This is a genomic window from Gillisia xinjiangensis (assembly GCF_046298265.1).
Classification (GTDB): domain Bacteria; phylum Bacteroidota; class Bacteroidia; order Flavobacteriales; family Flavobacteriaceae; genus Gillisia; species Gillisia xinjiangensis.
The window spans coordinates 38,061-51,357 of record NZ_JBKAHK010000006.1; the positions used below are offsets into that span (position 1 = coordinate 38,061).

Annotated in this window: 12 protein-coding genes; all 12 read left to right on the top strand. The window is 36.7% G+C overall.

The genetic code is table 11. From position 1 onward, the window contains the following. The first annotated feature begins 43 nt into the window (after positions 1-43). The 12 genes from ACKGJN_RS11245 to ACKGJN_RS11300 all read left to right on the top strand — a co-directional run bounded on the left by ACKGJN_RS11245 (position 44) and on the right by ACKGJN_RS11300 (position 13,292). The gene (locus ACKGJN_RS11245) at positions 44-1,465 is read left to right on the top strand and encodes a PcfJ domain-containing protein (RefSeq protein ID WP_409539597.1); all 1,422 of its coding nucleotides are present in this window, start codon (positions 44-46) and stop codon (positions 1,463-1,465) included. A 210-nt stretch (positions 1,466-1,675) separates the two neighbouring features. Next, positions 1,676-1,957 carry a hypothetical protein gene (locus tag ACKGJN_RS11250; RefSeq protein ID WP_409539598.1) on the top strand — a complete coding sequence of 94 codons (282 nt, stop codon included), beginning with the start codon at positions 1,676-1,678 and terminating at the stop codon, positions 1,955-1,957. 227 nt (positions 1,958-2,184) lie between these two features. Then, the gene (locus ACKGJN_RS11255) at positions 2,185-2,511 is read left to right on the top strand and encodes a hypothetical protein (RefSeq protein WP_409539599.1); all 327 of its coding nucleotides are present in this window, start codon (positions 2,185-2,187) and stop codon (positions 2,509-2,511) included. Between the two features lie 89 nt (positions 2,512-2,600). Beyond that, complete coding sequence (locus ACKGJN_RS11260) at positions 2,601-3,095, top strand: hypothetical protein (RefSeq protein WP_409539600.1); 495 nt, start codon at positions 2,601-2,603, stop codon at positions 3,093-3,095. Positions 3,096-3,111: 16 nt separating this feature from the next. Continuing rightward, entirely contained in the window at positions 3,112-3,546 is a 435-nt protein-coding gene (locus tag ACKGJN_RS11265) for a hypothetical protein (protein WP_409539601.1), read from the top strand. A gap of 168 nt (positions 3,547-3,714) precedes the next feature. Beyond that, positions 3,715-4,173 (top strand): hypothetical protein, encoded by a 459-nt coding sequence (locus ACKGJN_RS11270; RefSeq protein WP_409539602.1) that lies wholly within the window; start codon positions 3,715-3,717, stop codon positions 4,171-4,173. A 98-nt stretch (positions 4,174-4,271) separates the two neighbouring features. Beyond that, positions 4,272-5,381, top strand: coding sequence for a hypothetical protein (locus ACKGJN_RS11275; RefSeq protein ID WP_409539603.1), 1,110 nt, complete (start codon positions 4,272-4,274; stop codon positions 5,379-5,381). A 373-nt stretch (positions 5,382-5,754) separates the two neighbouring features. Then, entirely contained in the window at positions 5,755-7,350 is a 1,596-nt protein-coding gene (locus tag ACKGJN_RS11280; RefSeq protein ID WP_409539604.1) for a hypothetical protein, read from the top strand. A 9-nt stretch (positions 7,351-7,359) separates the two neighbouring features. Next, positions 7,360-8,361 (top strand): hypothetical protein, encoded by a 1,002-nt coding sequence (locus ACKGJN_RS11285; RefSeq protein ID WP_409539605.1) that lies wholly within the window; start codon positions 7,360-7,362, stop codon positions 8,359-8,361. Between the two features lie 11 nt (positions 8,362-8,372). Continuing rightward, positions 8,373-10,910, top strand: coding sequence for an Hsp70 family protein (locus tag ACKGJN_RS11290; protein WP_409539606.1), 2,538 nt, complete (start codon positions 8,373-8,375; stop codon positions 10,908-10,910). A gap of 10 nt (positions 10,911-10,920) precedes the next feature. Further along, complete coding sequence (locus ACKGJN_RS11295; protein WP_409539607.1) at positions 10,921-11,514, top strand: hypothetical protein; 594 nt, start codon at positions 10,921-10,923, stop codon at positions 11,512-11,514. Next, positions 11,511-13,292: an AAA family ATPase gene (locus ACKGJN_RS11300; protein ID WP_409539608.1), complete on the top strand. Its 1,782-nt coding sequence runs from the start codon at positions 11,511-11,513 to the stop codon at positions 13,290-13,292. Before ACKGJN_RS11295 ends, ACKGJN_RS11300 begins: the two co-directional genes overlap by 4 nt. Positions 13,293-13,297 lie beyond the last annotated feature (5 nt).

Genomic DNA, 13,297 nt, shown 5'->3' on the forward strand with positions numbered 1-13,297 from the left:
TTCAAATTAATGAATTTCATTGTAAAGAATCTTAAAGATCCGAATGTTTGTAAACGTAGATAATATTGAATTCCAACCGTCTTTCAGAAGAAGCCCTGAAAAATCAATGCAGGATGAATTCCGTTTATCGCGTAATGAATTTGAAATTATAGAAAGGGTTCTCTCTCTGGCATCAGATAAATTTTATTTGCAGCAGGGAATTCACAAAACCCTTGAAATGATTGATCCTCTTCAGAAACTGCGCTTTTTTAAATGGTTGGAGTTTCTCTTGGACAATTCTTTTTTGAGGTCAAAGCTCTTTAATGAGTTTCTGAGCACGGTCATTTGGGCGGTGAGAAAAAAACTATTTCTTTTCCGGCAGACTCAATATCAGTTTGATAGTTGCAAGTACTATTTGAATATTATTTTCAAAACCGATGTCAATTTCATGCATCTGCAAAAGTGCAGGGAAGCTTTTTTATGCATTTGCATCCTGGCAGAACGACCAGATTTACAAATCACGTCATTTACCAAAGCTTTGCCTTTGCTTGAAAATGTATTTGAACCCAAAGGAGTTCAGTTTTTTGATCACCTTTTTAATGATAATACCCGGCCATTGTTTTTCAAAGAACATTTGATCGACTGTTCCTTTGATGAAATAATATTATTGATAGCTTTATTAGAAGGAGGTTCACCGCGGAAGTTACTGGACCCTATATATAGGATATCTAAAAGGGAGAATGCACTACTTCATAATCTACAATTGAACCTTACTGCCTTTCATACAGAAGTTATTGACAGATATATTCTGGCAGCAAGGTTGCTTAAAGAAGCTCCACATGCGGTCTTCACAATCCAGTCACTTCTTGAAACCAGCCATAAATTTGAGGAAGATCCCGTGGGGTTCGCGAAGGATATTGATTTTTGGAAAGATGTGGTAAGGTTAATTTCAACTCCAGAGGAAAGTCTGACCTATCACAGCAATATCAGGGCACTAATTGATTATCTGGAGTATCAACGATACGGCGGGAATGAAATTCTGGATTATACTTTAAAAGGAAGAACATTAAATTCTCTCATAAGAGTTGTTGACGAATGGCATTTTGAAGCGGCTTTTGATCATACTGAGGAAGACCTGGAGGCAACCTGGATTTCTTTGGGTATTCCCGATTATAAAAAAACTAATCCCAAAAATATTTTAAGAATAACCGAGATCACCTCCGGTAAGCGATTACTTAAGGAGAGTGAAGAGATGAAACATTGTGTATTTAGTTATCTGGGGATGTGCCGGACAGGAAAAACCCATATTTTCAGCTTAACGGAAGAAACATTATCAATTGGAGAAACCATTGAAAAGCCTCTTGTTACAATTGAAGTAAAAGAAAGGAGATTGGTGCAGGCTTATGGGGAAGGAAATTGTTTTCCTGCCTCCGATTTAGTTGTTCTAATTTCTGATTGGTGTGATAAGAACGGGATTGAGAAATGATAAAGAGAAAAAGCCGAAAATAGATATAATGAAAAATTTCAACGGTTATTTAAGTTTAGGTGAAAGAATTATAAACGTCATCTTTTGGCGTCATCTCCCAATATATTTGTAAAACAAAACCATGAGCGATGAAAAAACCTTAAATCATTTTAAAAACCAACATCTTTCTTAATAAATTAACTTCTTATAACTAATAACAAAATAAATCCGATGCAAAAATCACAGGTTGTAACTCACGGAGGATTAACATTAGATGTTTCCCAGATTAAATCCTTTCATATAGATGGTTATATCCCCCGGGAAAGAGGCCACATTTTAAGAGTGGAATTGAAATCCCGGTATGAATATTTATGGAACCCCGGCTCCAAGGAATATGAAAAATTGCTCATCAATGATTTTATAGAGCACCCTTACTCCGATTATGAAACGGCAGTGGCCTACCGGGATGAATGGCAGGAGATCTGGGTGGATTGTTTGCAGGAGAATAATTAAGAAAAATTACCTGGGCTAACCTTAAGCAATCATTATAAAAATTTAAAACGGCCTAATGGACTTATTGATCTATCTCACAGCAGCTTTATTGCTTGTTTCCAAATCCCTGGATTGCTATACCACACAGTTGCGCTTTGGCGGCAACATTGAAGCGTCACCAACGGATCTGCATATGAAGATGAAGTCGAATGCAGATTAGCTGAAAATTAACCAAAACCAAATACCATATGAAGCAGATCTGTTTAAACCGTGAATTCGAAAACCTATATTGCCCCATCACCGGGCAGCAGGTATTGCAACCCGATGATTATTTTCCCTCTCCCGCCCTAAATTTCATTTACCTCGATGAGTTTCAGTGTTTTCAATATATGAGGCCGGAGCTCATGGCCAAATATCCCGAGCATTTTGAGGACAACGAAACTATAAAAGGAAAAAAGCTTTTGAAAAAGCTTAAATATGATCCGGTTTTCAGTAAGGATAAATTGATCATAAAATATGGAAACCTGAGTGTGGCAAGATTGTGCTTTGATCTGGGGTACGAAGTTGAAGAATAACCAATCCGGACCCTTTGTGTGCATATCTACTGCACACCCCAGTTTTATCTTTGTTAATAATTGCCAACCTTTCTAATAACCCTCCCATTATGGATTACTGGATTCAAAACTCCCATTCCTTCCTGCACCAGATTTTTATGCTCGTTATGGCCGGCTTGTACGCTTCCGCCTGGCTATTTGGGGTTTCATATAAGGCGATTAATATTTACTTTTATTTTGTCCTTTTCCCCTTATCCTTCACACTGCTCTTAAGAGGATGGAAAAAATTTATTTTCATCCCTGTATCTTTTCTGTTTTTTATCATCCCAGATTTTGAAGTGTTGTCAGTAAAATTTTTCGATCTGTGCGTAGATTTCCTTAACCGATCTGCAGAGACATTCGATACCAATTACATAGCGATGTCTGTTTACCTCTGCGTGCTGGTGCCAGTGGTATTATATGTTCCGCTGCTCTGGTATAAAGCGGGAAAAAAAAGAGCGCTGTATGTGCTTGGAGGCCTCGCGGCATTATGCGGGATCTATTTGATCACTATTTATCCAAATTTCAAGTCGATTTTGGAATTTGCACAGCAAAAATATTTCTGAAACCCAAATCACAACCATGAGCTTTAAAACTACTGCACCCGTACTTACTGTCGATCAAACAAAAATGTTCCTAAAACAAATGGACCTGGCTTGCAGGTTGCTGGATGTAAACATTCTGAAGGAAGTCATAGAAAGATTTAATCTTGAAAATTTAGAAGACATTCCGGAATTCCTTCAGGATGCTCCTGAAAAATTTGAATTCCAAAAAGAGATCAAACCGGTACAGATCATGGGAGTACTTCCATTTTCCTCACGATGTATCGCCTGCGTCTACGGAAAAACAGTGATGGGTTACATCATTCGGTACTCGGTTGAAGGCCCCGGAAACAGCAGGATCAATTATGAGCGGTATTTCGCGATGAACTATTTGATCGTGAAGGACCGGCTTACCGATTTTGGCTGGTGCCACTCGTTTCTGGATCCGGAGGAAGTGGAAGAACTGAAAAAGTAATAATTGATGATGAAACAGGTGTTTTATGAAATGGGCATAAGAGAAATGCGATACAAAAACCGATGAACCCGCCTGCCATCGGGCAGGGATATGCGAATTTAATATGTCCAATGAAAAACAATAAGGACCAACATATAAAAAAAAAATTAAGATCAAACTATGAAAAATATGGTCAAACAAAACTTAGAAAAATTCTTTGAACTACCCGCAAACTTCATTACAGATGAAGCAGACCTTTACATTCTCACGATCCTGTCTATGTACTTTAAGGAGGGGCAGGCAGAAAGGGATGGAATTAAAAAGTTCGATATCGATGTAAGCAAACTCTACCTTTCCCGTAAAGATCTTAGGATGGATGAAGATGGAAATAAATTAAATATTTATTTAAAAGAACTTCTAAAAGAGGAGCTGCACGCTTCAGTAAGAGAAAAAGCGCATTACCAAGATGATATAGGGCAGGATGGTTTTAGTGGCCACCTGCTGGAAAGTATTCTTTGCATGATGGAGATCTCATCTATTTTTACTTGTGGCTACATGGAGTTCCCGGAAGATGATGATAGCAGAATGCAGGTGGTTGATCTGGTGAAATTTGTGGTACAGGGAAATTCTGAAATTATCAAAAATTAGTATTTGATGACAGCTGGGAATACTTGTGCTTTAAAATGCCTGTATTAAGTGAACAGCACCTTGAACATTTGAACTAAATAAAGATCAAAAATCCAAAGATGAGCAAAAAAGACTCTTTTAAACCGGACATTCAAATAGAAGATTACGGCATCTCCATATCCAACCCTATTCTATCGAGCAGCATAAGAGCGGGATACAACTTTTGTGACAGGTTGAAAAGTCTAGATGAAGATCTTGAATATACCAGAAAAGGCAGCGACAGCTCCCCTAAATTTGATGAACCTGTTGATATGTATGAGTTTAAGTACTGCGGAAAAACCTTCTGCACGGTTTATATTTATGCCTATCACACAGAAGATATCGAGGAAGTGCCCGATGCTTTCATAAAGCTAGGGGAAGAAGATATAAATTTAGACGACCTATGCGATGGTTTTGAAATCGTTGAGGAAGGTGGAGAGGGAACAGATGAGATCTTTCAGGCCTTAATGTTGGACGAGAAAGAAAATCATCCGCCCAGGGAGGAACTTTTTGAATCCCTGGTGCGAAACATCCTTGCAAAGCAATCTAAAGATTTTTGGGTTGAAAATGATGAGCAATGGCTGAGATTCCAAATAGAGGAACTGGGAGCGAATCCGCTGATAGAGCCTCTCATCCTTCAAGAATGGGAGGATTATCTTAAGAGAACGCACAGGCCCCATCAGGAATTCTTTGTGCAAAGCTTTCTCCCCTCCTACCATCATGGCAAATTAGCGGCCTTCCTTCCAAAGAAAGCACAGGAACAAAATCTTGAAATTCAAAAAGCGTACAACAGCCTTCTGAAAATGATCAATAGCATTCAATTTGTCGCAGGCGAGGATTTGCAGGAAAGAATTGAAAGTGAACGGGGAGCGGAACAAGGCTACTGGTCCTTGCTAAAACAATGCAGCACTAAATTTTGTGTGCTACAGCTCAACAGCGACATTTCCTGCAATAGCAATATCGATTTCTGGCTGGATGCCGATATTTTTGAAATGCTCAACCTGAAACAGGGAAATGCATTGTTGCGCAGCATCTATAAACTAACCCCCGGACTCGATGAACAGATAACTTGCAAATCCTTAACTTATGACTGTGAAGCCTGGTTCATTGCTATGAAAGAGGAGGCGAAACATGGAGTTGAGCACCGGGTAGTAAAGGCGGAAGAGCCGGATAAGGCCATAGATTTATAACACTTTTAAAATTTAGGACTTTAATCTGTATTCGGTTTACCTCAAATTGGAGAGAAGCAGTAATTCCGCGCATAGCCAATTTTAACATCTTTGAAAAAATGGAGTTTTTTGGGAGGAAGGCATAAAATTTTGACAAGGGAAAAAGAAAACCTTTAATTCTATGAAAACTCCACAATTATGAATTAAAATTCAATGTTTAAGATAAAAAACTTAAATAAATCCTATTTTTTTTGCTCCATTTACGGAAAACCGTAAAATATTCCCATCCAATGGTATTAGATTTACTTTATAAGAATAAAATTGTTTCACCTCTTACAAATTATTTTAATAAGTGAAACTATAAGAATTAACCAAAATTAACCCCCCCTCATTGATGGATTTAATTCATTATAACCCATATCGTACTGCCGGCGTTTATTCTAATGCTACCACCAAGGAAATTCAAAAAAATAAATCAAAAATCACATCATATGCCAATATTGGGAAGGATCTCAGATTTGGCACCGACTTTAATTTTTTAAGAGTCCTTAAACGGGACACACCAACCGCAGATAAGGCTTTTGCCCAACTTCAACAAAACCAGGATAAACTTAAACACTCTCTGTTCTGGTTTATTAATAGTGGTTCCTTTGATTCAACCGCACTTGAATATCTTGAGAATGGCAATAAAGAAAAAGCAATTGAGATATGGAAAAAGGTAACTGATGGAAAGGAAGTTACCGCAAAAAATTTCTCCTATTTCAGTAATTTAGGAACTCTTAACCTAGCCAGTTCCTTCCTTAGTGAAATACAAGTGGGTATTGCGGCAAAAGTTAAACTTATAGAATCTGGAAATTTTCCATTGTTTGCTCAGCTTGTAACTGATGATACTTACCTGATAGACCAAAAATTACAATCCAAACAATTTATTGATGAAATTCTTCTTCAATTTCAGCAAAAATATAGCGGCTCTGAAGCTATTTCTCTTTTCAGCCTATGCAATGGTTCCATTCAAAAATATCTTACAGGTAAACTTGCAGAAGAACCATTACATTTTATCAACAATAAGATTGAAACCACTAAAAGAAAGCGGAAGTTGGATGAAAAAGAATCTTACCAATATGGCCTTTTACTATATCGAACAACAAAAACCACTATTACTGAGCTTAAAAAGATAATTGGTGTCAATGACTTAAGGTTTAAAAGTTCCGCCGACAGTTTAAGCAAAGAGATCCTGCAATGTGGAATAGATTACTTTCAAGAATATAAAGCAATTACCGATCCCAGTACCAAAAGTTTAGAATTAATAAAATATGCAGGGTTTATGGCTGTTGGTTCCCAGATAAAAGAAAGAATCCATGACAACAAAAAAACGATAGAAGATTGGGCTCAAACAGCTGCAATCCAGGAAGAAATAAAATTTATTACCACAGAGTTATCTGAGTTCCAGAATAAGACAGATACTACAAATAATGCCCAACAGTTAATCCATAATTGTAAGCCAAAATTGCTTACAATTAAAAATAAATTAGGAGCTACAGATGAGTTTTATTTAAATATAAGTAGTGCTGTGGCTAATAATGCTCAAGGTATGTTAGTCGCTGCCGTAAATTCCGCGCAGGAAAAATTAGGAAGTTCCAACAGCTATGATAGTAAAATATTAATTATTCTTAAACTTAAACAAATTCTGCAAGAGGCTCTAGCTGTTTCTAATTCAATAGGTTCATTAGATATGAATCCAGAATTACGATCCAGGTATAACGGTAACCATTCAACCTTAAAATCTCTTGCGTCTCAAATTGGTGATTCAGGCAGTCCAACTCCGCGACCAACTCCTCCCCCAGTTAGAACCACCGGAAGACAAAATACTGGATCAAACAATTCAACAAAAACAGTTGAAACCTTCTCTGCCAATGAAGGAATTCCTCCCTTTGTATACATAATTGGGGTCATTATATTGTTTTTAATTCTTGCTAATGCCTGCTCATAAATAAAAAAAATGAAAATAAAACTACTATTCCTATTCTTGCTGTTCTCAACAGGTGCAATTGCTCAACAAGATTCAATACCTGTGCAAAATTTTGAAAAACTGGAAAGAAATTTTCAGGAAATTTCTCTTACTATTAAATCCCTCTCTGCAGAGGTACAAAGCTTGAATTCTAGAATGAATGAACTGAGTAAAATCAATACTACTCAAAATAATGAATTAAAAGTCTTTCGAAATAAAAACTCTCAACAGGAGACTGAAATATCTGATCTAAAAGAAACCAATAAACTTTATAAGGATCAATTGGATTCTCTTGAAGTTTCTATTAGGGAAAATAATGAGGCAATTGTTGAAAGTTCAAAAAATCTCAACAATTTGTTGACAGAGGAAACTACCGCTGTAAGAGCCAATTTTTCAAGAGTAGATGAAACTTTAGACCAGAATAAGTTACTATGGATCATTGGAATATTAGGCTTTCTGATTATTGCCGGATTGATCTATTTTTTACTATCCAAAAAAATCAATTCTTCCAAAATAGATATGGAAGGTCAGATCATCCAAACCCGCACTTCTTTGGAAGAGGAAGCTATTAAGCTGGATGAAAAACTTCTTGAGATTCTTAACACCCAGTTAAAACTACAAAGTGTACCAGTGTCTGCAGCTCCCGCCCCACTGCCCTCTTCTAATGGAACAGATCATAAACTGGCATTGAAGGTAGCCGATGAAATAATCCGGATACAAAAAAATCTGGAAAGAATGGATGAAAACACCAAAGGTCTCAAACAATTAAGCGCATCAGTAAAAAGGATTCAGGATAATTTTGCTGCGAATGGTTACGAACTCGTTGAGATGATTGGTAAGGAATATCATGAAGGGATGAAAGCTTCTGTGAATTTTATACAAAATAAAGATTTTGATGAAGATAAGAAGATAATAACACGAATAATAAAACCGCAGGTAAACTTCAATGGAACAATGATTCAAACTGCACAAATCGAAGTAACTGAAGCTTAATAAAAGAAATTATGGCAAGAACAAAAATAGATTATGGAATCGATTTAGGAACAACTAATTCAGCCATATCCAGAATGGAGAACGGGGAAGCAGTTATTAGAAAAACTGATACACTAAAAGATACAATGCCTTCCTGTGTTTACATAAATAAAAAAAAGGCTTTCCAGGTTGGGGATAGTGCATATAATGCCCTCAAAAGAGATAAATTAAAGTCAATGACTGAGATTGAAAGCCATTCCAGTAATTCCTTCATTGAATTTAAAAGAACAATGGGGTCGAATCAAAAGTATTCCAGTTCAAATCTTGGTAAAGAGCTCACTTCAGAGGAATTATCTGCAGAAATCTTAAAAACTCTAAAATCCTTTATAAAGGATGAGAGTGTAAACTCCGCAGTTATTACAGTTCCAGCAGCTTTTAAAAATAATCAAATCGACGCCACAAGACGTGCTGGCCAATTGGCAGGATTTCAACACGTAGAAGTACTACAAGAACCTGTTGCAGCCGCAATGGCGTATGGTCTTGACAGCAAAAAGAAAAACGGATTTTGGATGGTATTTGATTTTGGGGGAGGAACCTTTGATGCGGCACTATTAAAAGTAGAAGATGGAATAATGAACGTAATCGATACAGAGGGAGATAACTACCTCGGTGGTAAAAATTTAGATTATGCTATAATAGACAAGATAATTCTTCCCTATATAGAGGATAATTTTGTAATTGATTCAATACTGGAGGATGAAAATAAAAAGCAGATTCTTAGAAATGGGATGAAATTTTACGCAGAAGAAACAAAAATAAAATTATCCTTTAACGAAACTCACAATATACTTTCAGATCTGGGAGATATTCCGGGAGAGGATGACGAGGGTGAAGAATTCGAACTTGATATCACAGTTACCCAAAATGATGTTGAACAAGCTTTAGGGCCGGTTTTCCAAAAAGCTATAGATCTCAGTTTGGAATTATTAAAACGAAACAATTTAAAGGGAGACTCCATAGATTCTCTTATTCTCGTGGGAGGCCCTACTTTTTCTCCGGTTTTAAGAAAAATGCTTGAGCAACAAATTTGTAAACCCGATACCTCAGCAGACCCAATGACGGTGGTTGCAAAAGGGGCAGCCTTATATGCTTCCACAGTTTATGTTTCTGAAGATATTCAGGAACAGAACCGGGATAAAACCAAAATTCAACTTGAAGTAACCCATGAGTCTTCTACGGTCGAAATTGAAGAATTTGTAACCGTAAAAATTCTTACAGAAAAAACCGAAGGAGAAATCCCGGAAAATGTTTTTGTCAATATAACGCGTGCCGATAAATCCTGGTCCAGCGGAAAAGTTGAGATCAATGCAATAGGAGAAGTAATTGATGTGTATTTAAATGAAGGTAAAACCAATGTTTTTGAAATCCATTTATATGATCCAAGTGGAAACATCTTAGAAAGTGAGCCCTCTAATTTTAGCATAATTCAGGGGTCTAAAATTGGAAGCGCAACCTTACCCTATAATATTGGAATTGAGATTAAAGATAGAGCCAGTAGTAAAATCATTTTCCGTACAGTTAATGGGTTAGAGAAAAACAAATCTCTTCCTGCGACCGGGACTGCAAACGCGTTGAAAACCCAGAAACAAATAAGACCGGGAAACAGTTCAGACTTTATTAAAATCCCCGTTTACCAGGGAGAATACGGTGCAGACAAAACAAGGGCTATTTATAATGAACATATCTATGATATTATAATTAGTGGTGATGACCTACCTGATCTTTTACCAGAGAAGAGTGATGTAGATCTAACCGTGAATGTTGACAAATCACAAAATATCACAGTAAATGCATATTTTCCTCACCTGGATCATACCGCTGAAATCATAGTTCCTACAGATACACTTCAATCTGTAGAAACCAAATGGCTCTCTAATGAGTTAAAGAAAGCAAGGACTGCGGCTATGGAATTAAATAATTCAGGAAATACCTCAAATGAATTCAAAAAAGCTGAAAAGCAAATTGATGATGCTAAGGAACTTTTTGAAACAAATAAAGAGGATTTGGATACAAAACAACAGGTTTTATCCAATCTAAGAAAGGCACTTAAGGTAATTGACAAATTAAAGGATGAAAGAGCCTGGCCAGAATTGGAAAAAGAACTTAAAGAAGCTTTTTATGAGCTCGAAAGCGTTAATTCCAATAAAGGTAATGAACAAACAACCCAATTGATAAACAGGATCAAGAAAGATGTTGAGGAAGCCATATCATTAAAATCTGAAAAAATTGCATCTCAATTAATAGAAGATATTGGCCACATTTCCTTTGAACTTGAAAGACTGGAACATCTAATGGGTTTTATCTTCTTTGTTGAAAAAGATTTTAGTTCAATCCAATGGAAAAATGCAGCTTCTGCACGGTCTGCCATAAACCGAGGAAAGGAGATTATCTACCAAACTCCCAGCATAGATAGTATACAGCCAGTAGTAAACGATCTATATGAAAATGGAGGTTTTGATAAAAAATCCCATACTGCAGGAGGAATTGATATTGATGTATTAGAAGGTTAAAGAAATGATTATGAAAAGATATTTACTATTTATTTTGCTATGTTCCCTTGGTTTATTCTCCTCTTGTGAAACTGAATCTGACAAGAAAAAACGGCTTGCTTTAGAACAACATGTGCGCATTGAACTCGAAGAAAAAAGAATTCAGGATGAGCAGGAAAAAGAAATTTATGATGCGCTATTGCAAAATTCTTTGGCTACAGGTTCAACCCCTTATGCATATTGCTATGGTAAAGATAATTCGTGTAATTCCTCTGGATGTTCTGAATTGAAGGTAAAAACTCCCAGTAATTCAGATGTTCTGGTGACAATAAAAAGAAATAATGAAGTTTACCGACATGCATATATCAAGGCGGGATCCAGTTATACCTTTCAACTTCCTAATGGCACTTATCAGCCATTTTTTTATTACGGTAAAGGATGGGATACGGATAAGGTCATGAAGGAAACCTCCTGTGGCACATTAAAAGGAGGATTTATTGCTGATGAGCACGTAGGGAAGGATTCACCTCAAAACCTTAACAATGATATACTTGGTTATGAATTGATTTTACAGCAAAATGGAAATTTTTCAACCCAGGCAAGTAATCCTCAGGAAGCATTATGAATCTAACGCCTAAAGGCCTTCTGCAAAAAGGTTTTAACATCGAAGGAAAATACACAGTCACTTTTTTTTTAAAAAAAGGAAGTTACGCCGAAACCTATAGGGTCAAAGATAAAGAGAACCATACAAGGCTTCTAAAACTAATCTCCTTTTCCAAACTGGATAAAACCCAGTTTACGGCTGAAGGTGAAGTCCTCGAAATCCAGATCCTGAAAGAAATAAAACACCCGAATGTGGTGAGCTTGATAGATTCCGGAACATTAATCCTGAAAGGTCAAAAATTTGCTTTCGGTATTCTCAATTTTATTAGTGGCGAAACTCTTGCCGATAAGATGCGGAGAGACCATACTTTTAATCCTTATGATTCTAAAGATGTTATCTGTGATGTTTTAAATGGATTGGAATATCTCCACAGCCTGCGTATTCCCGTAATCCATAATGATATTACAAATCTAAATATCATGACAGATCTTTCAGGGGAGAATCCTGTAGCTAAAATCATAGACTTTGGGTATGCCCGGTATTTAGATCAATCCCAAAACGCCTTTAACCGGAAAGGCCTGAATCCATTTTATATGGCTCCCGAAAGTTTTAACCGGGTTTTTTCTGTTCAAACTGATATTTTTTCTGTGGGTGCTCTTTATTATCATTTGTTATTCGGTTTGCCACCCTGGTTTGTGGAAGTTTCAAAGTATAAAAACAATGCAGATAGAGTTTCTGAATTAATAGAAGATGAAAGAAGAAAGCCGTTGCGGGTAATTGACACGAATTCACAAATAACCCCACAAACCCTTGCCATAATTACAAAGGCATTAAGTATTCATTCAGAAAACAGATTTACCTCCACCACAGAATTTCTTAAGGCTTTAAATGGAAAAATAATATTAGACAATACACCAACCACCAATGCCACTGTATCGAAACCATCCAAAAAAGAGGTGAGAAAAGGGGAAGGTTTTAAGGCAATTGCAGGTATGCAGGAGCTTAAAGAGTTATTACAACTGGATGTTATTGATGCTTTAAATGAACCTGAGCGTTATGCGGAATATGGTCTAACTATTCCCAACGGAATGCTTTTATATGGCCCGCCAGGTTGCGGTAAAACCTTTTTTGCTGAAAAGCTGGCTGAGGAAATTGGCTTTAATTTTTACCAAATAAAACCTTCCGATATTCAGAGCAAATGGGTTAACCAAAGTCAGGAAAACATTGCAGCACTTTTTAAGGAAGCAAAGGAAAATGCCCCAAGTATAATTTTCATTGATGAATTGGATGCTGTTGTTCCCAATAGGAATGATTCCAATATAAATCATATGAACACAAGCGCGGTAAATGAATTCCTGGCGCAAATGAATAACTCGGGAGAAGATGGTGTTTTTATAATAGGGGCAACGAATAGACCTACCGCAATCGATCCTGCGGTTTTACGGGCAGGTAGACTTGATAAGATCATATATCTCCCACCACCAGATATGGAGGCCCGCAAATTAATGTTCCGTTTATATCTTGAAAAACGGCCACGGGAAATAGGATTGGATTATGAAGCACTTGCTTCCGCTACTGAAAATTATGTATCAAGCGATATAAAATTTTTAAGTGATGAAGCTTCCCGAAAAGCCCTGAGAAGTAAAGAAAGAATTACAAAGGAGTTGGTTCTGCAAACTATTAAAGAAAACAGGCCATCCATATCACTGTCAGAACTACAAAAATATGATGGAGTAAGGGCAAAACTCGAAGGAATTAAATCTAATACAACAGAGAGGCCTACTATAGGCTTTAAATAAAAATT